24 protein-coding genes are annotated in these 26,743 nt (G+C 72.5%); 13 read left to right on the top strand and 11 right to left on the bottom strand.

Translation table 11 applies throughout. The features are described from left to right. Positions 1–18: 18 nt before the first annotated feature. The 4 genes from ACH34S_RS34095 to ychF form a co-directional block, all read right to left on the bottom strand. Complete coding sequence (locus ACH34S_RS34095) at positions 19–2,562, bottom strand: TcpE family conjugal transfer membrane protein (protein ID WP_395957000.1); 2,544 nt, start codon at positions 2,560–2,562, stop codon at positions 19–21. A 59-nt stretch (positions 2,563–2,621) separates the two neighbouring features. Then, positions 2,622–2,906 (bottom strand): hypothetical protein, encoded by a 285-nt coding sequence (locus ACH34S_RS34090; RefSeq protein ID WP_395956999.1) that lies wholly within the window; start codon positions 2,904–2,906, stop codon positions 2,622–2,624. A 62-nt stretch (positions 2,907–2,968) separates the two neighbouring features. Next, positions 2,969–4,024 carry a conjugal transfer protein gene (locus ACH34S_RS34085; protein ID WP_395956998.1) on the bottom strand — a complete coding sequence of 352 codons (1,056 nt, stop codon included), beginning with the start codon at positions 4,022–4,024 and terminating at the stop codon, positions 2,969–2,971. Positions 4,025–4,532: 508 nt separating this feature from the next. Then, positions 4,533–5,624: a redox-regulated ATPase YchF gene (gene ychF, locus ACH34S_RS34080; protein WP_395956997.1), complete on the bottom strand. Its 1,092-nt coding sequence runs from the start codon at positions 5,622–5,624 to the stop codon at positions 4,533–4,535. A 221-nt stretch (positions 5,625–5,845) separates the two neighbouring features. Between ychF and ACH34S_RS34075 the strand changes: the two genes are divergently transcribed. Continuing rightward, a complete protein-coding gene (locus ACH34S_RS34075; RefSeq protein ID WP_395956996.1) occupies positions 5,846–7,201 on the top strand; it encodes a DNA recombination protein RmuC in 1,356 nt (451 codons plus the stop codon). Positions 7,202–7,257: 56 nt separating this feature from the next. Further along, positions 7,258–7,821 (top strand): DUF6542 domain-containing protein, encoded by a 564-nt coding sequence (locus ACH34S_RS34070; protein ID WP_395956995.1) that lies wholly within the window; start codon positions 7,258–7,260, stop codon positions 7,819–7,821. Position 7,822: 1 nt separating this feature from the next. Here the strand turns inward: ACH34S_RS34070 and ACH34S_RS34065 are convergent, their stop codons facing one another. Then, on the bottom strand, positions 7,823–8,800 hold the full coding sequence (locus ACH34S_RS34065) for a 4-hydroxy-3-methylbut-2-enyl diphosphate reductase (protein WP_395956994.1): 978 nt from the start codon (positions 8,798–8,800) through the stop codon (positions 7,823–7,825). A 251-nt stretch (positions 8,801–9,051) separates the two neighbouring features. Between ACH34S_RS34065 and ACH34S_RS34060 the strand changes: the two genes are divergently transcribed. From ACH34S_RS34060 to ACH34S_RS34050, 3 genes are all read left to right on the top strand, one after another. Beyond that, entirely contained in the window at positions 9,052–9,957 is a 906-nt protein-coding gene (locus ACH34S_RS34060; RefSeq protein WP_395956993.1) for a hypothetical protein, read from the top strand. An 85-nt stretch (positions 9,958–10,042) separates the two neighbouring features. After that, a complete protein-coding gene (gene xseA, locus ACH34S_RS34055; RefSeq protein ID WP_395956992.1) occupies positions 10,043–11,257 on the top strand; it encodes an exodeoxyribonuclease VII large subunit in 1,215 nt (404 codons plus the stop codon). A 10-nt stretch (positions 11,258–11,267) separates the two neighbouring features. Continuing rightward, positions 11,268–11,504 carry an exodeoxyribonuclease VII small subunit gene (locus ACH34S_RS34050; RefSeq protein WP_395956991.1) on the top strand — a complete coding sequence of 79 codons (237 nt, stop codon included), beginning with the start codon at positions 11,268–11,270 and terminating at the stop codon, positions 11,502–11,504. Positions 11,505–11,525: 21 nt separating this feature from the next. Here ACH34S_RS34050 and ACH34S_RS34045 read toward each other — a convergent pair whose 3' ends face one another. Together ACH34S_RS34045 and ACH34S_RS34040 are read right to left on the bottom strand one after the other, a co-directional pair. Next, complete coding sequence (locus tag ACH34S_RS34045) at positions 11,526–12,197, bottom strand: DUF4245 domain-containing protein (protein WP_395956990.1); 672 nt, start codon at positions 12,195–12,197, stop codon at positions 11,526–11,528. A gap of 20 nt (positions 12,198–12,217) precedes the next feature. Continuing rightward, positions 12,218–12,886 (bottom strand): TetR/AcrR family transcriptional regulator, encoded by a 669-nt coding sequence (locus ACH34S_RS34040; RefSeq protein WP_395956989.1) that lies wholly within the window; start codon positions 12,884–12,886, stop codon positions 12,218–12,220. Positions 12,887–13,130: 244 nt separating this feature from the next. Here ACH34S_RS34040 and glpX point away from each other — a divergent pair, with 244 nt between their 5' ends. Next, positions 13,131–14,165 carry a class II fructose-bisphosphatase gene (glpX, locus tag ACH34S_RS34035; RefSeq protein WP_395956988.1) on the top strand — a complete coding sequence of 345 codons (1,035 nt, stop codon included), beginning with the start codon at positions 13,131–13,133 and terminating at the stop codon, positions 14,163–14,165. Between the two features lie 5 nt (positions 14,166–14,170). On the opposite strand, the gene ACH34S_RS34030 is transcribed toward glpX, so the two are convergent. Continuing rightward, positions 14,171–14,818, bottom strand: coding sequence for a DUF1707 domain-containing protein (locus ACH34S_RS34030; RefSeq protein WP_395956987.1), 648 nt, complete (start codon positions 14,816–14,818; stop codon positions 14,171–14,173). Between the two features lie 85 nt (positions 14,819–14,903). Here ACH34S_RS34030 and ACH34S_RS34025 point away from each other — a divergent pair, with 85 nt between their 5' ends. The 3 genes from ACH34S_RS34025 to ACH34S_RS34015 all read left to right on the top strand — a co-directional run bounded on the left by ACH34S_RS34025 (position 14,904) and on the right by ACH34S_RS34015 (position 18,068). Next, the gene (locus tag ACH34S_RS34025; protein WP_395956986.1) at positions 14,904–15,857 is read left to right on the top strand and encodes an ABC transporter ATP-binding protein; all 954 of its coding nucleotides are present in this window, start codon (positions 14,904–14,906) and stop codon (positions 15,855–15,857) included. Further along, positions 15,854–16,651, top strand: coding sequence for an ABC transporter permease (locus ACH34S_RS34020; protein WP_395956985.1), 798 nt, complete (start codon positions 15,854–15,856; stop codon positions 16,649–16,651). Before ACH34S_RS34025 ends, ACH34S_RS34020 begins: the two co-directional genes overlap by 4 nt. Before the next feature lie 187 nt (positions 16,652–16,838). Continuing rightward, on the top strand, positions 16,839–18,068 hold the full coding sequence (locus ACH34S_RS34015; RefSeq protein WP_395956983.1) for an MFS transporter: 1,230 nt from the start codon (positions 16,839–16,841) through the stop codon (positions 18,066–18,068). A 69-nt stretch (positions 18,069–18,137) separates the two neighbouring features. On the opposite strand, the gene ACH34S_RS34010 is transcribed toward ACH34S_RS34015, so the two are convergent. Together ACH34S_RS34010 and ACH34S_RS34005 are read right to left on the bottom strand one after the other, a co-directional pair. Then, the gene (locus ACH34S_RS34010; protein ID WP_395956982.1) at positions 18,138–18,386 is read right to left on the bottom strand and encodes a hypothetical protein; all 249 of its coding nucleotides are present in this window, start codon (positions 18,384–18,386) and stop codon (positions 18,138–18,140) included. 29 nt (positions 18,387–18,415) lie between these two features. Further along, positions 18,416–19,852: a PLP-dependent aminotransferase family protein gene (locus tag ACH34S_RS34005; RefSeq protein WP_395956981.1), complete on the bottom strand. Its 1,437-nt coding sequence runs from the start codon at positions 19,850–19,852 to the stop codon at positions 18,416–18,418. 114 nt (positions 19,853–19,966) lie between these two features. On the opposite strand from ACH34S_RS34005, the gene ACH34S_RS34000 reads away from it, so the two are divergent. The 4 genes from ACH34S_RS34000 to ACH34S_RS33985 all read left to right on the top strand — a co-directional run bounded on the left by ACH34S_RS34000 (position 19,967) and on the right by ACH34S_RS33985 (position 25,543). Then, positions 19,967–20,989: a DMT family transporter gene (locus ACH34S_RS34000; protein ID WP_395956980.1), complete on the top strand. Its 1,023-nt coding sequence runs from the start codon at positions 19,967–19,969 to the stop codon at positions 20,987–20,989. Position 20,990: 1 nt separating this feature from the next. After that, positions 20,991–22,631, top strand: a complete 1,641-nt coding sequence (locus ACH34S_RS33995; protein WP_395956979.1) for a fumarate hydratase — start codon at positions 20,991–20,993, stop codon at positions 22,629–22,631. A 127-nt stretch (positions 22,632–22,758) separates the two neighbouring features. After that, positions 22,759–24,012, top strand: coding sequence for a serine/threonine-protein kinase (locus ACH34S_RS33990; RefSeq protein ID WP_395956978.1), 1,254 nt, complete (start codon positions 22,759–22,761; stop codon positions 24,010–24,012). Positions 24,013–24,124: 112 nt separating this feature from the next. Then, the gene (locus tag ACH34S_RS33985) at positions 24,125–25,543 is read left to right on the top strand and encodes a class II fumarate hydratase (protein ID WP_395956977.1); all 1,419 of its coding nucleotides are present in this window, start codon (positions 24,125–24,127) and stop codon (positions 25,541–25,543) included. 24 nt (positions 25,544–25,567) lie between these two features. Here ACH34S_RS33985 and ACH34S_RS33980 read toward each other — a convergent pair whose 3' ends face one another. Continuing rightward, positions 25,568–26,674, bottom strand: a complete 1,107-nt coding sequence (locus ACH34S_RS33980; RefSeq protein WP_395956976.1) for a lytic transglycosylase domain-containing protein — start codon at positions 26,672–26,674, stop codon at positions 25,568–25,570. Between the last annotated feature and the right edge of the window lie 69 nt (positions 26,675–26,743).

The following is a 26,743-nucleotide window of genomic DNA, read 5'->3' as shown; positions in this document are numbered from 1 at the left end:
GGTGCCCGCGAGGGGCGCTCATCGGGTGGCCTCCTGCTCGTGCTCGAACTCCTGGTAACGCTCGGGCATGACGGTGAATCCGCCGGCGACCACGCCGGCGAGGGCAAGATAGGCACGCCGCGTCGGCGAGCGCAACGACTTCAGCTCGTTGCGCGGCGCGCGGTCCATGCTCAGGTGATCATCCCATGGAATGCGCACCAGCGCCCGGCAACGCCCCCGCGCCATCGCCTCGGCCTGCTCGACGTCGTCCATGCTGCGGCGGCTCACCCCGTTGATGACGGTCACGGCGCGGGACCGCAGTTCCTCGTAGCCGTGGCCGTCGAGCCACTCGAACGTCATCGCGACCGCGCGCGGCGCGTCGGCGCTGGCCGGGGCGACGAGCACGAGCTGGTCGGCGTACGGCAGGACGCGGGCGACGACCGCCGCGGCGGCGTCGAGGAGGGTCACCGAGTAGAACCTGTCGATGGTGCGGATCGCGAGCGCGTAGTCGCGGTCGTCGAGCGCCTGCAGCGGGTTCTTGCCCGCGGCGATGACGTCGAGGCCCGACTTGGCCTGCGAGGTGTAGCGGCGCATCGCGGTGAGGGAGCCGACCTGGTCGGCGCGGGTGATGAGCCCGGTCAGCGTCTCGTTGGTGTCGCTGCGCGTCCGCCGCGCGAGGGCGCCCGGCCCCGGGTTGACGTCGACGGCGACGATCGGCTCCCCGTTGTGCTGCGCGAAGGTGTGGCCCAGCATCAGCGCGGTCACGGTCTGCCCGGCGCCGCCGGTGCAGCCGAGCACGACGACGTGCCGCGTCCCGCGGAAGGGCTGCTGGAGGCGCTGCTGGTACTCGGCGTCGACGTCGCCGTGCCCGCCGCCGACGGCGTGGAACAGCCGCCGCAGCCCGCCGCCGGTGACCTCGTGCTCGGGGTCGGGCGGCGTGATCGCGGGACCGGACGGCGGTGGCACCGGAGGCGGCGGCAGCGGGCGCGGCCGGACGGGCGAGGCAGGCTGCGACCGGACCTCGCGCGGCGGGGCCTGCTGTTCCTCCGCCGGTTCCGGCCAGGGCGGCGCGGCCGGTTGCGCGGCCGGCGGCGCCTGCGCCGCGGGTTCCTGCTCCTGCTCGGGCGCGGGCTCCGGAACCGGGCGCAGCGGCCTGGACAGGCCCTGCGACCAGGGCCGCGGCGGCTCCAACCGCGGGGCCGGGACCTCCGGAGCGGCCGGCTGTGCCCCGTTCGCGGGCGTCTCGTCCGGCTGCGCCCCGAACGCGCCCGGCACCATCGGGAGGTCGGGCCGTGTCACGGGCGGGGGCGTCCGCCGGCCGGCGACCTTCCTGTCGCCGGTCTCTCCGTTGGCTCTCTGCTGCAGCCTCTGGCCCTCGTCGCGCTTGGTGAGGTCGTGCCGTGCGGGCTCGGCCGCACCGGGCGGCTCCTGCCGGACGTCGCGCCGGGTCTCGCCCTCCGACCAGACCGGCTCGCGGCGCGGCGCGGCGGGTTCGGCCGTCTCGGCCGGGGGCCCGGCGACTCTGACATCGCCCTCTTCTCCGGCCGGACGCGGGTGCTCGGCGGCAGCGGGCTCCACTTCGAGCGCCGGGCGGGCTTCGGGCGGTGGGGCCTGCTGCGGGATGTCGGGACGGGTGGCCGGCGGGGCGGCGGCCTGCCAGACCTCCGTGGGCGCGCCGGGACGGCGGACGCCTGAGGCGAAGGCCCGCTTGCCGGTACCGGGCGCAGGGGCCGGTGGCGGGACGTCCGCCTGTGCGACCGCCGGGGGGTATTCGAGTTCGGCCGGGACGGCCTGGACGTCGTCCTCGTGGGAGATGTCGCGAGTCGTGCGGCGCCAGGGCTTGGAGGCCGCGGGCGCGGCGGGCGCGGCGGGCGCGACCGGCACGGGCGGCGGGGGCACGATCGGCACGGCAGGCGCAGCAGGAGCGACGGGCGCGGCAGGAGCGGCCGGTGCGGCGGGCGCGGGTGGGGCGGCGTGCTGGGCGGCGTAGTCGGCCAATGTCGGCGGGGCCTGCGCGGCGGCCGGGCGGGGCAGCAGGACGGGCACGGCCGGCTGGTGCGCGGTCGCGGGCTGGGCGGTGGCGGCGGGCTGGGCGGTGGCGGCGGGCTGGGCGGTGGCGGCGGGCTGGGCGGTGGCGGCGGGCTGGGCGGCCCGCTTGCGCTTGCGGCGGGACTTGATCGCGGCGCGCTCCGGCGCGGCGACGGGCGCGGGTGCCTCGGCGCGGCGCCACACGCGGGCGACGATGACCACCTCGCGCGGCTCGCGGATCGGGGTGAGCCGGCACCAGGTGCGCGGCTCGGCGAGGTAGCGGGTCTGGGAGATCAGCAGCTCGGTGAGGCGCTTGCCCTCGATGACGGGACGGGTGGCCAGCCAGGTCAGGACGCCCGGCGGGACGATGTACAGCACGTGCCACGGCGACTCGAACGGGATGCCCGCGAGCCTGAGCATGAGGATCCAGGGCACGAACACACCGAGGAACACGCCGATCTGGACGAGCGGCAGCGGCATGGGCAGCCGCAGGTCGTACAGCTTGTACAGCCGTTTCTCGATGCGCCAGATGTTCGTGTACGTGGGTAGATCCACGCCCCTACTCCCCTAACTGCGCGAGCACGGGTCCGCCTGCCGATCCTCCGTCCGGGGGGTCAGGAGACGTCCACGCCGAGGGCCTTGGCTATCGCCTTGGCCGTGGTCTCGATGATGTTGGGCACGTAGAAGACCACCCCGATTCCGATCGCCAGCACGATGAATTGGACGAAACGCGTGATCTCGCGGGTGAACAGGAAGAAGATCGCGACAATGGAGACGATCACCAGGAAGAGCGGGCCGAAGATCTGCCGGAGCCAATCGGCGAGCTGGTCGGTCTTGAGTTCGTCGTCCGGCGCCGCCAGGATTTCGTGGGGAATCGACGCCATGATGTGGTGCAGCATCGACTGCTACCTTCCTTGGTCGGCGGATCGGCTGGGGGATGGTTTCCTCAAATCGCGGCCTCTCATGATGCGCTCGGTTCGGTGGTGCCGCGAATGTCGCGCACGAGCCAGGTCGTGCCCTTCTTGACCATGGCGAGCCGGTAGGTCTGGTCGAGCTCGCCGCCGCCGCCCTGGGCGAGCTGCCACACGACCGTCGCGGTGACGGTGCGCTCGCCCGCGGACCCCTTGGGCGCCACGACCTCCTTGACCTGCATGAACCGGACGGTGTTGGCGAGGCCCGCGATGGTCGCCCCGGTGGAGGAGAAGCGGGACAGGGCCGCCTGGTTGCCGGTGGCGTACTCCTGGAAGAACGTTCCGAGGAACGGCTGAAGCTCGCTTTCGAGCGCGGTGTCGCGGTCTTGGACGCCGCTCTGGGGAAGCTTGGCCTTGGTCGGCGGGGGCAGGAGGGCGGGCCGTGCGGACACGACCAGGGAGCCGTTCCGGTCGGCGTAGACGGGAACGGCGAGGCGGAGCCACTGGTCGGCGGTGCGGGCGAGCAGCGTGACGGTCGCGTTGCTGGCGTCGCGGGCGTCGACCCCGGCGACCTGGACGCTCTGCACCTGCATCTTGCCGGCGCCGTTCCAGCCGAATTGGGGGTCGGCGCCGTCGGGCAGGAACGTCCGCAATTGTGCCTCGCGGGCCGGGGCGGTCTTCTGGTCGTAGTTCAGGTAGACGTTCGCGAACTGGAGGGCGAACGCGCCTGCCGCGCTGGTGGGGAACCCGGCGCCCCGCGCGGGCTTGGGACCGCTGCCGCCGGCCGGGGTGGCGGCCGGGTCGTCTTCGGCGGTGAAGCGCTCGAAGGGGGCGCGGACGCCGTTGACGAGGATGACGAGGATGAGCGCCCAGAGGACGGCGCGCCCGGCCCAGACCCACCAGCGTCCGCCGGATCCGCCCCAGCGTCCGCCGCGCGGGCCGTCGCCGCCGCCTCCGCGGCCGCGTCCGCCGCGCCGGTGTTCGGCCGGGTCGCCGGCGGGCAGGCCCCAGGGGTCGACGGACGATGCGAGCGCCCGGCCGGGCGGCGCCGTCTCGTCGACGACGGCGGTGTCACGGCCGCGTCCCACGGCCGACCTGCGAGCCATCCTGCCTCCGCTCGCGCCTCGCCCCCGGTCGGCGCGGTCCTGTGTGCCTGGTCGTCTTGCCCGGTGGCCTTTCTGAACCCACCCCGGGCCCAGCGTAACCACGAGCGTCAATTGTTCCAGCGCATCGCAGTGAAGCACAGCCCCGGCACGCGGTTGTGGATAATGCGATCCACCTCAGCAGGAACAGGGAAGATTGCCAAACGGTGACGATCCCCTATCCGAGCCTCCGAACGGTGCGCAGGCCCAGGTTCCGGACAAGCAGCGCGGGTCGGGAGTTGCTTGGTTACCTGGTGACGCCCCCGACCGCAATCCGTTCCCAAAGAACCCGGCAAAGTGTCGGTTTTGGGACGTATAACAGCAAAACACCCAGCTCACGCGCCCCATGGAACGCGGTGGCCTCATTGGCCCCAGAGAGCCACCGCACGACCTCGCTGTTGTCAAAATCACACAGGTCATGGCCCTGTTCACATGCAGGCGGCGCCCCGCCGCCTGCCCCGCACGCCGCCGGTCAGACGTTGAAGCGGAACTCGACGACGTCGCCGTCCTGCATGACGTAGTCCTTGCCCTCCATGCGGACCTTGCCGGCGGTGCGCGCGCCGGCCATCGATCCGGCGGCGGTGAGGTCGTCGAACGAGACGATCTCGGCCTTGATGAAGCCGCGCTGGAAGTCGGTGTGGATGACGCCGGCCGCCTCCGGCGCGGTGGCGCCCTTGCGGATCGTCCAGGCCCGCGACTCCTTGGGGCCCGCCGTCAGGTACGTCTGCAGGCCGAGGGTGGCGAACCCGATCCGGACGAGCTGCGAGAGCCCCGACTCCTCCTGGCCCATGCCCTGCAGCAGTTCGAGCGCCTCGTCGTCGGGCAGCTCGATCAGCTCCGCCTCGATCTTGGCGTCCAGGAAGATCGCCTCGGCGGGGGCGACCAGGGAGCGCAGGCGCGCGCGCAGAGCCTCGTCGGTCAGCTCGCTCTCGTCGAGGTTGAAGACGTAGAGGAACGGCTTGGCGGTGAGCAGGTGCAGCTCGCGCAGGAGCGACAGGTCGATCCCGGCGGCCGCGCCGCCCGCGAACAGCGTGATGCCCTCGTCCAGGAGCTTCTGCGCGGCGTTGACCGCGTCGACGACCGCGAGCTTCTCCTTGTCCTTCCTGGTGCGGGCCTCCTTGTCGAGGCGCGGCAGCGCCTTCTCGATCGTCTGGAGGTCGGCCAGGATCAGCTCGGTGTTGATCGTCTCGATGTCGCGGGACGGGGCGACGTCGCCGTCCACATGCGTGACGTCCGGGTCTTCGAACGCGCGGATGACCTGGCAGATCGCGTTGGTCTCGCGGATGTTGGCGAGGAACTTGTTGCCGAGCCCCTGCCCCTCGGAGGCGCCCTTGACGATCCCGGCGATGTCCACGAACTCCATCGTCGCCGGGATGATCTTCTGCGAGCCGAAGATCTCCGCCAGCACCGCCAGGCGCGGGTCGGGCACGCCGACCACGCCGACGTTCGGCTCGATGGTCGCGAACGGGTAGTTGGCGGCCAGCGCGTCGTTCTTGGTCAGCGCGTTGAACAGGGTGGACTTGCCGACGTTGGGCAGCCCGGCGATTCCGATGGAGAGGCTCACGGCGGTCAAGTTTATGGGCGTCAACCGACCCCTTGGGCTGCCCAGATCATCCAGCGGGCTGCGGGTTGGTGATCAGCGAGTTGTTTTCATCCTCGCGCACCGGCCGAGGGGTGACCCAAGACCAAGGATGAAAACGACTCGTCAGAGCCAAATGTCCGGGGACGGCGGGGGTCACGGCGAGTCGGGGTGGTCGTTCGCGGTCGCGCTGTCACGATGAGGCAATGGATCTCGCGCTGTTCGCCGGACTCCTCGTCGGCGCCGTGTTCGGCGTCGTCGCCGGGTACGCGCTCGCGACGAGCCGGCAGGGCGCGCTGATCGCGCGGGCTCGGGCGGCCGAGGAGAAGCTCGCCTACGCCGAGGAGCGGATGGCCGAGCACTTCGAGAACCTGTCCGCGAAGGCGCTGGACGCGAGCAACCAGCGGTTCCTGGAGCTGGCGGACGCGCGGCTCAAGGCGGCGGGCGTCGAGGCGGCCGGGGAGCTGCAGCGGCGGCAGCAGGCCGTCGAGCACCTGGTCGCGCCGCTGAAGGAGACGCTCGCGAAGGTGGAGGAGCAGCTCCGCGAGGTCGAGACGGGCCGCCGCGAGTCGCACGCGATGCTGGCCAAGCAGGTCGACTTCGTCCGGCAGAGCTCCGACCAGCTTCGGCGCGAGACGCAGTCGCTGGTGCGGGCGTTGCAGCGGCCCGAGGCGCGCGGGCGGTGGGGCGAGCTCCAGCTCCGCCGTGTCGTGGAACTCGCCGGGATGACGCATCACTGCGATTTCGACGAGCAGGCCAGTTCCGTGACCGTCGACGGGACGGTCCGTCCCGACATGGTGGTGCGGCTGGCCGGCGGCAAGAGCATCGTGGTCGACTCCAAGGTCTCGCTGGCGGCGTATCTGCAGGCCGCCGAGAGCGGCGACCCGGTGCGGCTGGACGCGCACGCCCGGCATCTGCGCGACCACGTCGACCGGCTGGCGGCGAAGTCGTACTGGCAGGCGTTCAGCCCGGCACCGGAGTTCGTGGTGCTGTTCATTCCGGGCGAGGCGTTCCTGGCGCCCGCGCTCGACCGCGACCCAGAACTACTGGAGCACGCGATGCGGCGGCGCGTGCACATCGCGACGCCGACGACCCTCATCACGATGCTGCGGACGGCGTCCTACGCATGGCAGCAGGCCGCTCTCTCACGGAACGCCCGCGCGGTCTTCGATCTCGGCAAGGAACTGTACGAGCGCCTAGGGACGATGGGCCAGCACGTAGACGAACTGGGCCGCGCGCTGACCGGCGCCATCAAGTCCTACAACCGGACGATCGGAACGCTGGAGACGCGCGTACTGGTCAGTGCGCGCAAGCTGAACGAGCTGGGCGTGGTCGACGACGACCTGGACGGCGCCCGCCCCGTCGAGGAGAGCCCGCGCGCGCTCTCCGCCGCGGAACTCACCGCCCACGACGAACCGTTCGACGCTGTGAAGGACGACCACATGCCCGATGACGAATGGTCTCAGCCTGGTTCGGACCCGGAAGCGATAGGTTTCGGCGGACGGGCCTTCCCCGAGCAGACTGATCGGCGACACACCCACGAGCGTGAGGGGTGGCGATGAGTTCATCGACGGTAAGCGGCGCGCCGGGCGGCGCCTCGCCGGCCCCGGAGGCTCCGGTGGGACATGAGCGCGGCTCTCCCGGGCGGCGGCGCCCGGCGTCCTCGGCCCGCTCTTCCGGCGGCCCGATCAGCCTCACCGGGCGCGGTGGCATCGTGGTCATGTTCGCGGCCGGGGTGGTGTGCGGGCTGCTGTCGCGCTGGTTCGGCGTGCCGCTGCTCGCCGGCGGCGGCTTCGCGGCCGGCTGCGCCCTCGCCGCGTTCGCCACGCGCCCGGCCGACCTGCTCACGCTGGTGGTCAGCCCGCCGCTGGTGTTCTTCGCCGCCACGTTCACGGTCGTCCTCGCCACCGCGCTCGGCGACGGGGCGCTGCTGCGCGCGGTGACCGTCGGCGTCCTCACGGCGCTCGCGTCCACCGCGCCGTGGCTGTTCTTCGGCACGGTGCTGGTCGTGGTCATCTGCCTGGCGCGCGGGCTCAGAACGAACATCAGGGAACTGCGCGACAAGCTCGCCGGGGTCCGGCTCTTCGAGAAAGAGGAGAACGAGAACCCCGTGCGGTGGGACGAGTCCCCCGCCACGACGGCGCGGGAACGCCGCCGCCTGCGCCACGGCGACGCCGACTAGATCAGACCGGCGTGATGGGGAGGGGCTTGCGGAGGTCCTTGCGGAGCTCCTTCGGAAGCGAGAAGCGCATGCTCTCCGGCACGGACTCGACCTCCTCCGCCTCGCCGAAGCCGCGCTCGTACAGCCAGGCCAGGACGTCCTGGACCAGCTCGTCAGGGACGGACGCGCCGCTGGTGACGCCGACCGTGTCGACGCCCTCCAGCCAGGCCGGGTCGATGTGCTCGGCGTAGTCGACGAGGCGGGCGTCGTCGGCACCGTGCTCCTTGGCGACCTCGACCAGCCGGACGGAGTTGGAGGAGTTCACCGAGCCGACCACGATCACGAACTCAGCCTGCGCCGCCATCTCCTTCACCGCGACCTGCCGGTTCTGCGTGGCGTAGCAGATGTCGTCGGACGGCGGGTCCATCAGCTTGGGGAACCGCTCGCGCAGCTTCTCGACGGTGGCGATCGTCTCGTCCACCGACAGGGTGGTCTGCGACAGCCACGCGACCTTCTCCGGGTCGCGGACGGTGATGTTCGCGACGTCGCCCGGGCCGTCGACGAGATGGATGTGGTCGGGCGCCTCGCCGGTGGTGCCGATGACCTCCTCGTGGCCCTCGTGCCCGATCAGCAGGATGTCGTAGTCCTGCTCGGCGAACCGCACGGCCTCCTTGTGGACCTTGGTGACCAGCGGGCACGTCGCGTCGATGGTGCGCAGGCTCAGGCCCTTGGCCTCCTCGTGCACGACGGGCGCGACGCCGTGCGCGGAGAAGACCACGATGGAGCCCTCGGGGACCTCCTCGGTCTCTTCCACGAAGATCGCGCCCTTCTCCTCCAGCGTCTTGACGACGTGGACGTTGTGGACGATCTGCTTCCGGACGTAGATCGGCGCCCCGTACTTCTCCAGAGCGATCTCGACCGCCTGCACGGCGCGGTCGACGCCCGCGCAGTAACCACGCGGCTTGGCGAGCAGGACACGGCGCTTCGTGTTCGCGGTCATGCGTCTATCGTACGAGGGACGGTACGGGGCCAGCACAGCGGCGGACGGGGTCCGCCGGGCGGGCGCACGCCCGGTGGGACGGGGTCGAAGCCCTGGTGAAGCCCGCCATGTGACCCACCGCACGCCGCTCTTGGACAGAAATCCATTAACCCGGGGTGACCACGATCGCACCCATGGGGCAGAGTGACATTCGACAAGCCAGTGCCGTCCGACCCGATCCGGTGTTCACGTCGGCAGGAAGAGGAAAGACGATGACGAGATCGCCACGCCGCCTCAAGGAGCAGGTGCAGGACACGGTGGGCGAACAGGTCCGCGACCTTCCGCTGCACGCGGTCCGGCTGGCCATGTTCGGCGTCGGCCGGGCGCTGCTCCTCGGCGACCGGGTGAGCCGGGACTACAAGGAGATCACCGAGGGCGGCGGCGTGAAGCCGGTGCTCGGGCGGCTGCGCGACGACGTCCAGACCACGACGGTCAAGGTCGTCGGGCGCGTGGTGGAGCGCGTCCGCGGCGAGGAGCCGGGCCGCGACGAGGAGCGCGCGGAACGGGCGGACGAGCCCGTCCGCCGCGCCCGGGTGGCCGAACCGCCGGCCCGCCCCAGGTCAGCGACGGGAACGTCCGCTGCCGGGAACGGCGCCAACGGCAGGGCGGGCGAGGAGATCTCGATCGGCAAGCCGGGTGCCGGGACGCGGCACACGCCGAAGCACGCCCGTCCGGGTGCGCCGCCCAAGCCCGCGAGGCCGGGCGCGCTGGGCAGGCATCACAAGGCGGCGGAGGCGAAGAAGGAGAAGGCGGGGCCGGTCGCCGAGCCCGCGCCGAAGCCCGAGCCGAGCGAGCCGAAGCCCGAGCCCGCACCGCAGGCGAAGCCCGCGCCGAGCCCCAAGGCCGCCAAGCCCGTCGAACCCGCCAAGCCCACGAAGCCTGCGCAGCCCGCCAAGGCCGCCAAGCCCGCCAAGCCCGCCAAGGCCGCGAGTAGCGCGGAGGATCTGCCGGTCCCCGACTACGACAACGCCAGCCTGCCGCAGCTCCGCGCGCGCTTGCGCGGCCTGTCCGTCGACCAGGTGAAGCTGCTGCGCGAGTACGAGCGCGAGCACGCCGCCCGCGAGGACGTCATCGGCATGTACGAGCGCCGCATAGCCAAGCTCAACGGCACCAGCTGAGCCCTACGGAAGGCCCTCGGACGAAACGCCGTCCGAGGGCCTTCCGTCCGCCCGGGGTGGGCGGCGCGCACCATAGGCTTCCGGCATGGCGATGGAGACCTCGGCGGAATCCCCCGTCCCGGTGCGGACGGTCCTGCAGGCGGTGAGCGGCTGGATCGGCAGGCTCGGCCGGATCTGGGTCGAGGGCCAGATCACCGACCTCAACGCCCGCGGCGGGACGGTCTACATGACGCTCCGCGACCCCGTGGCGAACATGTCGGTGCGGGTGGTCGGGCCGCGCGCGGTGTTCGAGGCCGCGGGCCCGGCGGTGGCGGACGGGGCGCGCGTCGTCGTCCACGCCAAGCCCGACTTCTGGATCAACCGCGGGACGTTCTCGCTCAGCGTCCTGGAGGTCCGGCCGGTCGGGGTCGGCGAGCTGCTCGCCCGGCTGGAGCGGCTCAAGCGGGTGCTGGCCGCCGAGGGGCTGTTCCGGCCGGAGCGCAAGCGCCCGCTGCCGTTCCTGCCCGCCAAGATCGGGCTGATCTGCGGGCGCGAGTCCGACGCCGAGCACGACGTCCTGCAGAACGCGCGGCGGCGGTGGCCCGCGGTGGCGTTCCGCGTCGAGAACACCGCCGTGCAGGGCTCGTACGCGGTCGGCGAGGTCATGGAGGCGCTGCGCGCGCTCGACGCCGATCCCGAGATCGATGTGATCATCATCGCGCGTGGCGGCGGCGCGATGGAGGACCTGCTGCCGTTCTCGGACGAGGCCCTCGTCCGCGCGGTGTCCGCGGCCCGCACCCCGGTGGTCAGCGCGATCGGGCACGAGCAGGACGCGCCGCTCCTCGACCTGGTCGCGGACGTGCGCGCCTCGACCCCGACGGACGCGGCGAAGAAGGCCGTCCCGGACGTGCGCGAGCAGCTCCAGCTCGTCCGGCAGCTCCGCGACCGCGGGCGGCGCTGCCTGACGGGCGCCGTGGAGCGGGAGCTGGCCTGGCTGCGCTCGATCAGGTCGCGGCCCGCGCTGGCCGATCCGGTACGGGAGATCGAACGGCAGTCCGAGCAGGTCATGGCGTTGCGCGACCGGTCGCGGCGGTGCCTGTCGAGCGCGCTGGACCGGGCCGGGGACGAGCTGTCGCACACCCGCGCCCGGCTGCTGGCCCTGTCCCCCGCCGCGACGCTGGAGCGCGGGTACGCGATCGTCCAGCGGGAGGACGGCGCGGTGGTGCGGGAGTCGCCGGCGGTCAAGGACGGCGAGCGGCTGACCGTCCGGCTGGCCCGCGGCCGTCTCGGCGTGACCGTCTCCGAGCGTGAGGAGTCCTAGGGTGGGGCAGGTGGCGGACGAGAAGGGGACGGCCGAGAAGCCGTCGTACGAGCAGGCGCGCGACGAGCTCGCGGACACCGTCAAGCGGCTGGAGGCCGGCGGGCTCACGCTGGAGGAGTCGCTCGCCCTGTGGGAGCGGGGCGAGAGGCTCGCGGCGATCTGCGAGGAGTGGCTCGAAGGCGCGCGGGCCCGGCTGGCGGCCGCGCTCGACAGGCCCGAGAACGGCGAGGCCGCCGCGCCGTTCTGACCGGCGTTCTGACCGGCGTGGTCAGGCCCCCGGCTTGGGGGTCGCCGACGGGGTGAGGCCCGCGTTCCCCTTGCTCTGCGGTTTGAGCGACGCGGCCAGGAACGCGAGCTCCTCGTAGGACGCGGTGCCGGTCACGACGAGGCTCACGCCGTCCGGGAGGGTGCGGGCGAGGGAGTTCGCCTTCTTGTCCTTGCGGTGGTACTTCGTCCAGGCGACGCCGTTGACCTGCTGCGTCCCCACCATCGTGCTGCTGTTGGTCATCCGCGGGACGTACTCGGACGCCTTCTCGTTGCTCTGCTCCAGCGCCGCGTACTCGTCGCTGGGGGTCACGAAACCGAGGTGCCAGGCGACGGGCTTCTCGCCGCCGGACTCCAGCCCGCTCAGCCGCGAGCTGGTCGGGCGCCACCCCGCCGGGAGACCTTCGGGCGCGTACGAGGTGAACGGCGCGTCGTTGCGCATCACCCACAGCTGCGAGCCGTAGTCGACGGTCGGCAGCATCTCCTCGTTGCTGCGCGGCGTGATGGCGTAGATCACCAGGACGACCAGCAGGCACGCGGCCATCGCCATCGTGAAGCCGCCGAGCCCCGTGTTCAGCCGCTTGTGCACGGCCGGGCTCACCTCGACCACGGGCCGCCCGCCGGAACCCTTCTCCGCGGCGCTTTCGGAGACTTCCTCTTCGGTCTCTTCGGTCACCCCTACAGGATCCCGCACGGTCAGCGCTGCCCCGTACCGGGGTTGGTGATGGTGCCGACGATGGCCATGATCTCGTCGGCGAGCCTGCGGGCGGCGTCCTCGTCGTCCATGAGGGAGATCTCCGAGACCGCGCCCGCCATCGCGCCGGTCAGCACGACGACCAGGGCCTCGTCCACGCCCCCGTCGGCGGTGTGGAACAGCGCGGCGCTGCGGCGCGCCCACTTGCCGAGCCGCTGCCGCATGACGCGGTCGAAGCCGGGCGGGCCGTCGCCGGAGATGAACAGCCGGGACACGTCGCGCTCGGCCAGGCAGCCGTCGAGGTAGGCGCCCGCGCCGGCGATGAACTGCCGCATCGGGTCGGTCTCGCCCGCGTCCCGTACGGCGTTGATCGCCTTGCGGGTGCGCTCCTGCTGCCCGACCTGGAACTCCTCGAACAGCGTCAGGTACAGGTCGGCCTTGCCGCTGAAGTGGTGGTACAGGCTGCCGACGCTCGCGCCCGCCTTGGCGACGATGTCGGTCACCGCGGCCTGGGCGAAGCCCGACTCGCAGAAGACGTCCCGCGCAGCGGCCAGCAGGGCGCCGCGGGTCGCGGCTCCGCGGTCGGACGTGCGCGCGGGGGCGCCGGCGGTCCCCGTCTCCCCGTTCGGGGTGACCTCGCCGGACGGGACGTCGATGTGGCTGCTGCTCATGTCGCCAGAGATTACGCCCTCTCCCAAGGGGAAACGATCCCTTGCCGGCGCGACCGCCGAATCCGGCGCCGCGCCGGACGCACCACGGTGCCGCGCCGGGCGTACCGCGCCGGGCGCGTCGCCCGCGCCGGTACGCTCCGTGACCCCGGCTGGTCTGGTCCAATTTGTGGCCGGACGTCCCGTCCACGGAGAATCCGGGAAAACACGACCGCCGGGTCGCCGCCGACCGAAGGGCTGGGCCGCCATGTCCGAAGAGACCGCCGTTTCCTCGCCGCTCACGACCGAGCCCGAGGCCCCGGACCGCAACCTGGCGATGGAACTGGTCCGGGTGACCGAGGCCGCCGCCCTGGCCGCGGCGCGCTGGGTCGGCCGCGGCGACAAGAACGGCGCGGACGGGGCCGCCGTGAACGCCATGCGCCAGCTGATCAACACCGTGTCCATGCAGGGCGTCGTGGTGATCGGCGAGGGCGAGAAGGACAACGCGCCGATGCTGTTCAACGGCGAGGAGGTCGGCGACGGCTCCGGCGCCGAGTGCGACGTCGCGGTCGACCCGGTGGACGGGACGCGGCTGACCGCGCTCGGCATGAACAACGCCATCGCGGTGCTTTCGGTCGCGCCGCGCGGGTCGATGTTCGACCCGTCCGCGGTGTTCTACATGGAGAAGCTGGTGACGGGCCCGGAGGCGGCGGACGCCGTCGACATCGAGCGTCCGATCGCCGACAACATCCGCGCGGTCGCCCGCGCGAAGGGCTCCTCGCCGCAGGACGTGACCGTCTGCATCCTGGACCGGCCGCGGCACGAGGGCATCGTCAAGGAGGTCCGCGAGGCCGGGGCGCGGATCAAGTTCATCCTGGACGGCGACGTCGCCGGGGCGATCATGGCGTGCCGTCCCGGGACGGGCGTCGACGTGCTGCTCGGCATCGGCGGCACCCCGGAGGGCATCATCGCGGCGTGCGCGATCAAGGCGCTGGGAGGCGTGATCCAGGGACGGCTGTGGCCGCAGGACGACGAGGAGCGGCGGCGGGCCGCCGACGCCGGGCACGAGCCGGGCAAGGTGCTCACGACCGACGACCTGGTGACCTCGGACGACGTGTTCTTCGCCGCGACCGGGATCACCGACGGGGAGCTGGTCGACGGCGTCCGCTACAGCAAGGGCACGGCCGTGACGCATTCGCTGGTGATGCGCTCCCGCAGCGGGACGATCCGGACGATCGACAGCGAGCACCAGCTCAGCAAGCTCCGCGCCTACAGCGCCATCAACTTCGACACCGCCGTGTAGGGCGGCTAGCCGCCGCGGGTGAAGCGGTCGCGGACGCGTGCGCGCAGCGTGCGCTTCGGCGCCCGGACGCGCACCGAGCCGAAGATCATCGTCCCGCCGACCTCGATGGTGGGGCCGTCGGCGACGGGCCGGGCCCGCAGGTCGCGGGTGCTGAGGATGGTGCGCCCGGTGACGTCCACGCGGACGCCGTCGGGGACGAGCAGCCGGATCCGGCCGCCGAGGACCATCGAGTCGACCACGATGTGGCGGCGCTGCAGGACGGCCTCGCGCAGGTCGAGCTCGACCGTCCCGAACAGGGCGAGCAGCGGAAGCTTCACGGGGACGACCCAGCGCCCGTCCCGGCGGGTGCGGCCGAAGAAGACCGTGACGGGACGGTCGTCCACCAGGATCGGCTGCGCCTCCTGCGGGCTGAGGTCGCCGGTGAGGCCGGTGAGTTCACCCAGCGTGCGGGCGGCGTAGGCGCGGGCGGTACGGTCGGCGTGCTCGTCCGCGGTGAGCCGGCCGTCCGCGTAGGCCTCGCCGAGGACGGCGGCGACGCGGTCGCGGTCGGCGTCCGACGCGCGCAGGTCGCGGATGCGCGTGGCCTTCGCGGCGGCAGGGCGCGGCCGCTCGGCGGCGGGGCGGGGCTGACCATCTCGGTGGGGGACGTCCACACCACGAGGTTAGCCGCAGGCCGCCGCGCGGACCCCATGGAAAACCCGTGGGGTTATGTCCGATTTTTTCCCTAGGGTGAGGGGCATGACCGTGCAACGTGCGCAGCTCTCGGCTGCCCAGGAGAGCCCCGCCGCGGCGGCGATCAGCCTGAGGGGCGTGGTGAAGCGCTTCGGCGACTTCACCGCCGTGAACGGTCTCGACCTGGAGGTCCCCAGCGGCATCTGCATGGGACTGCTCGGCCCGAACGGCGCCGGCAAGTCGACCACGATGAAGATGCTGACCGCGCAGGCGATCCCGACCGAGGGCAGCATCCGCGTGCTGGGCTTCCGCGTCCCGCAGGAGTCCAAGCAGGCGCGGGCGGCGATGGGCGTCGTCCCGCAGCAGGACAACCTCGACGAGGAGCTGACGGCCCGCGAGAACCTGGAGGTGTTCGCGCACCTGTACCGGGTGCCGCGCCGGGCCCGCAGGCAGGCGGTGGACGACGCGCTGGCGATCGCGCACCTGACCGAGCGGCAGTTCACCAAGGTGGACGACCTGTCCGGCGGCATGCGGCGGCGGCTGCTGATCGCCCGCGGGCTGGTGCACCGGCCCGCGCTCGTCCTGCTGGACGAGCCGACCGTCGGCCTCGACCCGCAGGTGCGCGCCGAGCTGTGGGGGCTGATCGACGGGCTGCGCGCCGGGGGCACGACCGTCCTGATGTCGACGCACTACATCGAGGAGGCCGAGCGGCTGGCGGACGAGTGCGCGCTGATGTCGCACGGCCGCGTCATCGCCCGCGGCTCCCCGGCGGCGCTGGTGGCCGAGTACGCGGGCGAGCGGGTCGTGGAGCACTACGGGCCGCCCGGCCGGCTGACGGAGGTGGAGAAGCTGGCCAAGTCGGCCGGGCTGCCCACCCGCCGCACCGGCCCGTCGGTGTCGGTGCTGAAGGCCGAGACCATCCCGCCGTCCCTGGAGGACGACCTGGGCCCGGACGGCGTCCGCCGCGCCGCCAGCCTTGAGGACGTGTTCGTGATTCTGACCGGGGAGCGTGTGGAATGACGGCACGCGCTGAGCGGGCGCCGCGGTTGCGGCGGTTCGAGTTCGCGCCGGTGCGGGGGATCTGGCGGCACGAGCTGGCCCTCTACAAGCGGTACTGGAAGTCGCAGTCGTTCGCCTCGATGGTGGAGCCGACGTTCTTCCTGCTCGCGTTCGGCTACGGGTTCGGCTCGATGGTCGCGGTGATCGGGAACTACCGGTACCTGGACTTCGTCGCGACGGGCGTCGTCGGCACGGCCGCGCTGTTCACCTCGGTGTTCCCGGGGATGTTCAACGGCTACATCAGGCGCGTGTTCCAGCACACCTACGACGGGATGCTGGCCGCGCCGGTGGACGTCCACGAGCTGGTGACGGCCGAGGCACTGTGGATCGCGGCGAAGTCGTCGGTGTACTCGTGCACGCCGATCGTCGTGGGGATGTTCTTCGGCCTCGACCCCGCGTTCGGGATGCTGCTGGTGCCGTTCGTGACGTTCTTCACCGCGCTCGGGTTCGGCCTGTTCGGGATGTGGACGTCCTCGGTGGTCCCGTCGATCAACTCCTTCGACTACGTGATCACCGGTGTGGTGACGCCGCTGTTCCTGATCGCGGGAACGTTCTTCCCGATCGACTCGCTGCCGGGCTGGGCGCAGAACGTCTCGTACCTGAACCCGCTCTATCACTGCGTTGAGCTGGTCCGGGACGCGGTGTTCGGCCTGGACCCGCTGGCCGATCTGGGGCATCTGGCGGCGCTGATGGTGTTCGCGGCGCTGATGTGGCTCATCGCCGTCCGGGGTATGCGCAAGCGCCTCATCGACTGACCGTCCTCCAGCCCCCACCCACCACCATTCAACGGACGAGCTCCGCTCGGCTCACCGTCCGCCAGCCCCCACCCACCACCATTCAACGGACGAGCTCCGCTCGGCTGACGATTGACCTGGTGCCGCCCCGGTCCATACGCTGACGCGAATCTTCTTCACATTGCGTGCCGCTGAGAGGTGGGGCCGCGTGCGTCAGGGCATCACCCTCCGGGACAGCCGGGCCCGGCTCTCCGCGTACGCGGCGTTCGCCGTCCAGGGGCTGTGCTTCGCGTCGCTCGTGACGCAGGTCCCGCAGATGCAGAAGGCCCACCATCTCAGCGACGGCACGCTGTCGCTGGTGCTGCTGATGGTGCCGCTGATCGCCGGGGTGGGGAGCGTCGCGTCCGGTGCCCTGTTCCAGCGGTTCGGCAGCGGGCCGGTGCTGCGGGTCTCCCAGCCCGCGGTCGCCGTCACGATCGCCCTGATCGGCCTCACCGGCGACAACGACCTCGCGCTCTATGTGGCGGTCGCGGCGTTCGGGCTGTTCGTCGGCGCGGTGGACGCCTCGATGAACGCGCAGGCCATCGCGGTCGAGCGCCGCTACGGCGTCAGCCTGATCACCGGCTTCTACGCGGTGTGGAGCGTCGCCGGGATCCTCGGCGGGCTGTGGGCGTCCCTCACCAACAAGATCGACCTGTCGCTGTTCACCGGCTTCGCGGTGGCCGCCGCCGTCGGGATCGCGGTGTCCCTCGCCACCGGGCACCGGCTCTACGCCCGCGCGGAGGAGGCCCGCGGGCCGACCGCCGAGGAGCTCAAGGCCGCCGGACGCAGCGTCCCGTGGCGGCCGATCCTGATCGTCGGCGCCGCGATGGCCGTCGCCTACCTCGCCGACTCGGCGATCTCCAGCTACGGCGCGAAGTACCTGGACGACGAGCTGTCCGGCAGCGACTGGATCGCGCCGCTCGGGTACGTCGCGTACCAGGTCACCATGGTGATCAGCCGTGCCGTCGCGGACCTCGCCGTCCGCCGCTCCGGCCCGGTGCGGGTCGTGCGGATCGGCGGCGCGGTCGGGCTCGCGGGCATGATCGGCGTGGTCGCGGCCCCGAACGCGGCCGCCGCGATCGCGGCGTTCGCGGTCGCCGGGCTCGGCCTGGCCGTGATCGCCCCGGTGTCCTTCTCGGCCGCCGGTCGGGTCGACCCGACCGGCCTCGGCGTGGCCGTCGCCCGCGTGAACATCTTCAACTACGTCGGGTTCGTCCTGGGAGCGGCCGTCGTCGGCGCCATCGCCCCGCTCAGCGCGGACCATGGCCTGCGCCTGGCGTTCATCGTCCCCACGGCCCTCATCCTGGTCGTGTTCGCCACCGCCAAGGGCTTCGCCCCGATCCCGGTCAAGGGCGACCGGCCGGACTCCCCCGCCATGGAACGGCCCGTCGCCTGAGGCGTCCCGGACCGTTCGAGCCCCCGCCTGCGCGGGGACGCGCGCACGGGGGCTCGGAACGACGAACGATCAGGCGCCGGCGGCCGGCCGGGCGTCCTCCATCAGGCGGATGGCCTTCTCGCCTTCGGCCTGGGCCTCCTCCGGGGTCATGTCCTGCAAGGCGCGGCTCAGGGCCACTTCGGCGGCGTCGGCCGCGGCCCGGAGGGTCACGGCGTGCTCCTGTGCCCTTTCGAGGTCGCCCAGGCCGACACAGTCGAAGGCCACCTGCGCGTCGTGACCCGCCATCTTCAGCTGCCGCGCGGCCTCTTCAAGACTCATTGACAACTCCTACCTCGGGGATCCTTGTTCTACCCCTCGGTACCGTCCGTAACCGCTTGGCCCAGCAGTTGCGCGGCCTTGACCAGGCGCGGCTCGGAGAGGCCCGCGTACCCGAGCACGAGGGCGGGCTTCGCGTGCCCCGCGCGTCCGGCCGACCACATGGGACGGGCGCCCGCGACGGACACCCCGGACAGCGCGGCGCGCGCCACGACCGCGTCCTCGTCGCATCCCCGGGGCAGTTCCACGTAGAGGTGGATGCCCGCTGAGACGCCGCGAACCACGGCGCCGGGCATCCGGGAGTTCAGCGCCCCGGCCAGCGCGTCCCGCCGGGCCCGGTACCGCCGCCGCATCGTGCGCAGGTGCCGGTCGTAGCCGCCGCCCCTGATCAGCTCGGCGAGGGCGTACTGCTCCAGGACGGGCGCGCCGAGGTCGGTGGTCTCCCGGTGGCTCCGCAGCCGCTTGGCGACGGCCGGGGACGCGACGGCCCAGCCGAGCCGGAGCGCGGGCGCGAGGGACTTGCTGACCGAGCCGAGCAGCACGACGCGCTCCGGGTCGATCCCCTGGAGGCAGCCGACGGGCTCGCGGTCGTAGCGGAACTCGGCGTCGTAGTCGTCCTCCAGGATCAGCCCGTCGACGTCGCGGGCCCAGGCGATCAGTTCGGCGCGCCGGGACGGGGACAGCACGACGCCGGTCGGGTACTGGTGCGCCGGGGTGACCAGGACGGCCCGCGCCCCGGTGCGGGCGAGCGCGGCGACGTCCAGCCCTTCGGCGTCGACGGGGACGCGGATCACCCGCAGGCCGGACGCGTCCAGCATCGGGAGCTGCCGGTCGCTGGTCGGGTCCTCGACGGCGAGCAGCGTGTGCCCGCTCGCGCGCAGCAGCCGCAGCAGCGCCGACAGCCCCTGCGCCACCCCGTTCATGATCACGACGCGGCCGGGGTCGGCGTGCGCGGCGCGGACCCGGCCGAGGTAGCCGGCCAGCTCGGCGCGCAGCGCGGGGACGCCGCCCGGGTCGGGGTAGGTGAGCGCGTCGTGCGGCAGCGTGCGCAGCGCGGCGCGGGCGGCGGAGATCCAGCGCTCGCGCGGGAACGCCGACAGGTCCGGCTTGCCCGGCCACAGGTCGTAGGCGGGCGCGGGCGGCGGCGCGGGTTCCGGCCTGGGCTCCCGGGACGGCGCCGGCACGCCGTTCTGCACCGCCGCAGGGGGCGCCTCGTCCGGCCGGGCCAGCGGCGCGATCCGGGTCCCGTCGCCGCGCCGCGCGATCAGGAACCCCTCGGCCGTCAGCTGCTCGTAGGCGGCGACGACCACACCGCGCGAGACGTCCAGGTCGCGCGCCAGGTCGCGGCTGGAGGGCAGCCGTGTCCCGGCGGTGAGCCGGCCGGTGCGCACGGCCGAGCGGAAACCTGCGGCGATCTGGGCGGCGAGCCGGCCTGCGGACCGGTCGAGCGGGAGATGAAGGTCGGTCACATGACTCTCAGCGTCAAGAGGGAGTGGGAGCGTCACCGACCACCCAATGGTCCACATCACTACACATTGATTGGCCCTGTCGCATGGACCAAGCGGGATTCTAGCGTTCCCTCCATGAACACTTCTCACAGGCGCGGCATGGCCGGGGCCGGGTCGGCGATGTTCCTCGTCGGGACGCTGACCGCCGTGTCCGCGACGATCGCCGGCTATCCGGTGTTCGGCGGCCAGGCGGTGCGGTACGCGGTCGCCGCGCTGGTCCTGCTGATCGTGGTCCGGTTCGCCGGCGGCCCGGCGCGGCGCCCCTCGCTCCGGGACTGGCTGCTGCTGGCGGCGCTGGCCGGGACGGGCCTCGTCGCGTTCAACGTCTGCATCGTCGCGGCCACCCGGGACACGAGCCCGGCCACGATCGGCACGGTGATCGCGACGGTGCCGATCATCCTGGCGCTGATCGGCCCGCTGCTGGAGGGGCGCCGCCCCGCCCCGGCGCTCGTGCTGTCGGCGTGCGTGGTCGCCGCCGGGGCCGCGCTCGCCAACGGGCTCGGCAGCGGCAGCCCCCGCGGGCTGCTGCTGTCGCTCGGCGCGCTCGCCGGAGAGGTGTGCTTCTCGCTGCTGGCCATCCCGCTGCTGCCCCGGCTCGGCGCGCTGCGCGTCTCGGCCTACTCCGCCGCGCTGGCCGCGCCGATGCTGCTGGCCGTCGGCCTCGCCGTGGACGGGACGGCCGTGCTCCGCACCCCCACTGCCGGCGAGCTGGCGGGCTTCACCTACCTGTCGGTGTTCGTCACCACGATCGCGTTCCTGCTCTGGTACAGCTCCATCGGACGCCTCGGCGCCGACCGCGCCGGCCTGTTCGCGGGCCTGATCCCGGTCAGCGCGGTGATCACGACGGTGGCGCTCGGCATCGACCGGCCCGGCCCGGCCGACCTGGCGGGCGCCGCGCTGGTCGCGGCGGGCGTCGCCGTCGGCCTGCGCGCCCGCGTCGCCCCCCGCGAGCCCGTCGTGTCCGGTGAGCCCGTCGTGTCCGGGGAGCCCGGCACGTCCGGCGAGCCCGTCGCCCCCAGTGAACGCGCGGTTCCCGAGGTCGTAACCTGTGAGTCCGTAGCCACCGCCCCCATCGGAACCGCGCGAGGATCTGCCTGAGATGCCTGAGTTCTCCTTCACCGACCTGCTGCCGCTCGGCCCGGACGAGACCGACTACCGTCTCCTGACCTCCGGCGGGGTCTCCACCTTCGAAGCCGGCGGCCGGACGTTCCTCCAGGTCGAGCCGGAGGCGCTGCGGCTGCTCACCGAGACCGCGATGCGCGACATCTCGCACCTGCTGCGCCCCGCGCACCTGGCGCAGCTCCGCCGGATCCTGGACGACCCGGAGGCGTCCCCCAACGACCGCTTCGTCGCGCTGGACCTGCTGAAGAACGCGGGAATCTCGTCCGGGGGCGTCCTGCCCATGTGCCAGGACACCGGGACCGCGATCGTGATGGGCAAGCGAGGCCAGCACGTCCTGACGGACGGGAACGACGAGGCGCACATCTCGCGAGGCGTCTACGACGCGTACACGAAGCTGAACCTGCGCTACTCGCAGATGGCGCCGGTGACGATGTGGGACGAGAAGAACACCGGCAGCAACCTGCCCGCGCAGATCGAGCTGTACGCGTCCCCGGGCGAGGCGTACAAGTTCCTGTTCATGGCCAAGGGCGGCGGCAGCGCGAACAAGTCGTTCCTCTACCAGGAGACGAAGGCCGTCCTGAACCCGAAGCGGATGATGACCTTCCTGGAGGAGAAGATCCGCTCGCTCGGGACGGCCGCGTGCCCGCCGTACCACCTGGCGATCGTGGTCGGGGGCACGTCCGCCGAGTACGCGCTGAAGACCGCGAAGTACGCCTCCGCCCACTACCTGGACACGATGCCCACCGAGGGCTCGCCGCTCGGGCACGGGTTCCGCGACCTGGAGCTGGAGCTGCAGGTGTTCGAGCTGACGCAGAAGCTCGGCATCGGCGCGCAGTTCGGCGGCAAGTACTTCTGCCACGACGTCCGCGTGATCCGGCTGCCGCGGCACGGCGCGTCCTGCCCGGTGGCGATCGCGGTGTCGTGCAGCGCCGACCGGCAGGCCCTCGCGAAGATCACCGCGGAGGGCGTGTTCCTGGAGCGGCTGGAGACCGACCCGGCGCAGTACCTGCCCGAGACGACCGACGAGCACCTGGACGACGCGGTCGTGCAGATCGACCTCAACCGGCCGATGGCGGAGATCCGGGCGGAGCTGACCAAGTACCCGGTGAAGACGCGGCTGTCGCTGACGGGCCCGCTCGTCGTGGCGCGCGACATCGCGCACGCCAAGATCAAGGAGCGGCTGGACGCGGGCGAGCCCATGCCGCAGTACCTGCGCGACCACGCCGTCTACTACGCGGGCCCGGCCAAGACGCCGGAGGGCTACGCGTCCGGCTCGTTCGGCCCGACCACGGCCGGGCGCATGGACTCTTACGTCGAGCAGTTCCAGGCCGCGGGCGGCTCGCTGGTCATGCTGGCGAAGGGCAACCGGTCCAAGCAGGTCACCGACGCGTGCAAGGAGCACGGCGGCTTCTACCTCGGCTCGATCGGCGGCCCCGCCGCCCGCCTCGCCCAGGACTGCATCAAGAAGGTGGACGTCCTGGAGTACGCGGAGCTCGGCATGGAGGCGGTCTGGAAGATCGAGGTCGAGGACTTCCCCGCGTTCATCGTCGTGGACGACAAGGGCGAGGACTTCTTCGCCGACACCACGGGCCCCGTCCTGAGCATCGGCAGGCGCTGACGAACGGCAGCCCCTGCCGCCGATTCATGGTGATTCTTGCATTTAGGTCATATTGACAACCCGAAAATGGTGGTTGGTGCCAAGGTCCCTCCGATGACCAGCCGGCCACTCCGGTATCTTTTTCGCCATGTCACGGTCAGAGCGCCTCGTTCTCGCGGCGCGCTACCGGTTGGTCTCGGAGATAGGTCAGGGCGCCAACGGCACCGTATGGAGAGGGCATGACGAACTCCTCGATCGCGCCGTGGCGATCAAGGAGCTCCGGCTCCCCGATGGCCTCAAGGAGGACGACCGAGTCGTCTTCTACCGCCGCACCCTCCGGGAGGCGCGCGCGCCCGCGCAGCTGCGCACGCACTCCATCGTCGAGGTGTACGACGTCGTCATCGAGCAGGGCCGCCCCTGGATCGTGATGGAGATGATCGAGGCGCCCAGCCTCGAACAGCTCATCGAACGCTCGGGCCCGCTGCCGATCGAGCGGGTCGCGCACATCGGCCGCGCGCTGCTGGACGCCCTCAGCGCCGCGCACAAGGCCGGGATCGTCCACCGCGACCTCAAGCCCAGCAACGTGCTGCTGGACGGCGACCGCGTCGTCCTCACCGACTTCGGGCTCGCGTTCTCGTCCGGGTCGGCCAGCCTGACCAAGACCGGTCACTTCATGGGGTCGCCCGCCTACGTGGCGCCCGAGGTGGCCCGCGGGGAGAAGGCGACGCCGCGCTCGGACCTGTGGTCGCTCGGCGCGACGCTGTACGCCGCGCTGGAGGGCCGCCCGCCGTTCGAGCGCGAGAACGTGATGGCGACGCTCAGCGCGCTCGCCACCGAGTCGACCCCCGCCCCGCAGAACGCGGGCGAGCTCACCCCGGTGATCGTCGGGCTGCTGGAGAAGAACCCGACCCGCCGGCTCAGCCACGCCCGCGCCGTCGACCGGCTCGAGCGCGTCCTCACCGGGCCCCGCTCGAAACGCCGCGGCCGGACGAACCGCCGCCGGCTGATGGTCGTGATCGGGCTCGTCGGCGCGACCTTCGCGTCCTGCGGGATCGGCGCCACCGCGCTCGTCGTCGGGATGCGGGAGAACCCGGGGGCGTCCCCGACCGAGGCGCCCTCCAGCCCCGCGGGCGGCGCGCAGGGCGTCCCGTCCGGCGTCGGGACCAGCACGCTGGTCGTCCGCGCCCGCAACGCCGTCTGCAAGGTCTTCGTCTCGGTGCCGGACGGCGCCGTGCTCAGCGACGAGACCCTGCGGGAGGGCGAGGCCCGCCGGTACGACCAGCCGCGCCTCAACGCGGTCATCTACGACGCGTCCGCCTGCGACGTCTGGATCAACGGCCTGCGCAAGCCCCTCGGCTCCCCCGGCGAACGGAAGACCTACTCGCTCACCCGGGAGGAGTGACAAGCCCCACCCCGGGGAATGCGGGAGCCACCCGCCAGGCTGCCACTGATGGCGGCCGCGGACGCGCATGGACGGCTTGACGGCGGCCACGGACGTGAAGGGGGAGGCTGCGATGGGCGAGCAGGAGTACCGGGTCGAGCACGACTCGATGGGCGAGGTCCGCGTGCCGGCGGCGGCGAAATGGCGGGCGCAGACGCAGCGCGCGGTGGCGAACTTCCCGATCTCGGGACGGCCGCTGGAGCCGTCGCACATCGCCGCCCTCGGCCAGATCAAGGCCGCCGCGGCGACGGTGAACGCCGAGCTCGGGGTCATCGAGGCCGACCTCGCCCGCGCGATCGCCGCCGCCGCCCGCGAGGTCGCGGACGGCCGCTGGAACGACCAGTTCCCCATCGACGTGTTCCAGACCGGCTCGGGGACGTCGTCGAACATGAACGCCAACGAGGTCGTCGCGACGCTGGCGGAGGAGCGGCTCGGCCGTCCCGTCCATCCGAACGACCACGTGAACGCGTCGCAGTCGTCCAACGACGTGTTCCCTTCGTCCATCCACATCGCGGCCACCGGCGCCGTCGTGAACGACCTGATCCCCGCGCTGCGCCATCTCGAGGCCGCCCTCGCGCGCAAGGCGGAGGAGTTCCGGACGGTTGTGAAGTCGGGCCGCACCCACCTGATGGACGCGACGCCCGTCACGCTCGGCCAGGAGTTCGGCGGCTACGCCGCGCAGGTCGGGCACGGCGTGGAGCGGCTGGAGGCCGTCCTGCCGCGGCTGGCGGAGCTGCCCCTCGGCGGCACGGCGGTCGGCACCGGCATCAACACCCCGGACGGCTTCGGCGGCCGCGTCATCGCCGAGATCGCGCGGGCCACCGGCCTGCCGCTGACGGAGGCCCGCGACCACTTCGAGGCGCAGGGCGCCCGGGACGGCCTGGTCGAGGCGAGCGGCGCGCTGCGCACCGTCGCGGTGAGCCTCACCAAGATCTCCAACGATCTGCGCTGGATGGGCTCGGGCCCGCGCGCCGGGCTCGCCGAGATCCGGCTGCCGGATCTGCAGCCCGGCTCGTCGATCATGCCGGGGAAGGTGAACCCGGTGATCCCGGAGGCGGTCGCGCAGGTCGCGGCGCAGGTCATCGGGAACGACGCGGCGGTCGCGTTCGGCGGCGCGTCCGGCAGCTTCGAGCTGAACGTGATGCTGCCGATGCTGGCCCGCAACGTGCTGGAGTCGATCGGCCTGCTGGCGAACGCGTCGCGGCTGCTCGCCGACCGCTGCGTGGACGGCATCGAGGCCGACGCGGACCGGATGCGCGAGTACGCCGAGTCGTCACCGTCGATCGTGACGCCGCTCAACCGCTACATCGGGTACGAGGAGGCGGCGAAGGTCGCCAAGCAGGCGCTCAGCGAACGCAGGACGATCCGCGAGGTCGTCCTGGAACGCGGCTACGTGGACGACGGCAGGCTCACCGTCGAGCAGCTCGACGCCGCCCTGGACGTGCTCGGCATGACGGGCTCGTCCAAGCGGGCGTCCCGGAAGCCCTCCTGAGCCCCCGGGACGCGGCGGAGCGGGTCAGTACCAGCCGACCGACTGGGAGTGCGACCAGGCGCCGCACGGGGTGTCGTAGCGGCCCTTGATGTAGCCGAGTCCCCACTTGATCTGCGTGGTGGCGTTGTTCTGCCAGTCGGGCCCGGCGCTGGCCATCTTGGAACCCGGATTGGCCTGCGGAATGCCGTACGCCTCCGACGACGGGTTGTCCGCGTGCACGTTCCAGTGGCTTTCCTTGTTCCACAGCTTCACCAGGCAGCCGAACTGGCCGTCGCCGGTGAACCCGAAGCTCGGCATCAGCCTCTTGGCGATCTCCTGCGCCTCGCCCGCCGGGACCGGGTCGCCGATCGGGCCGCCGCCGTCCCCGTCCGGCTTCTTGGTCGGGATCGGCTTGCCCTTCGGGTGCAGGGACGGGGTCTCACCCTGGTCCTGGCGCGTCGCGCGGGAGGCGCGGTCGAGGGCCAGCTGGCGCCGCTGCTCCTCCAGGACCTTCGGGTCGACCTTCGGCGCGGCGTCGGCGAGCTGCCGGTTCGGCTTGACGGTCGCCTCGCCGCCGGACCCGCCGGTCAGCGCGAACGCGGCGACCGCGCCGACGCCGACCACCACGGCGGCGCCCGCGGCGATGGCGGCGATGGCGGCGATCCGCATGCCGTTGCGCCCGCCGGAACCGCCCCGTCCACCGGAGGAGTGCTGCGCGCGCCGTCCGGACACGATCTCGTCGCGCGGCGGTTCGGCGGACGCGCCGGTGCGCAGCGCCTCGGGCGGGAGGGGCTGGAAGCCGAGCGTGTCACCGGCGGGCGCGGCACCGGCCTGGGGCGGCGCGCTGCCGGCGACCTTCACGTCGTCCTCGTGCGGCGCCGGCTGCCCGAACGGGTCACCCTGCCCGAGCGGGTCGGACGGTGCGTACGGGTCCGGCGGTGCCGCGTACGGGTCTGACGGCGCGTACGGCTCGGGCGGCGCGGGCGGCGCCGCGAAGGCGCCGGTGGCCTGGATGGGGACGTGCGGCGCCGGAGGCTCCGCCGGAGCCGGGACCGGCTGCGCCGGAGCGGAAGGCGCGCTCTGCCACGGCCCTTGGGGGTCGAAGTGCTGTCGTTCGTCTCGCCTAGGGGACCCTGGACGGTCTCCGTACAAGGCGGTCCTTCCGACGGTCGCACGCGCATGGACACGCGCCCGAACTGCTTCACCCCTGGCCCGTCCGGC

Source organism: Actinomadura sp. 3N508 (assembly GCF_044326375.1).
Lineage (GTDB): Bacteria > Actinomycetota > Actinomycetes > Streptosporangiales > Streptosporangiaceae > Spirillospora.
Note: the sequence above shows the minus strand (reverse complement) of the source record. Positions and strands in the feature narration are given on the sequence as shown.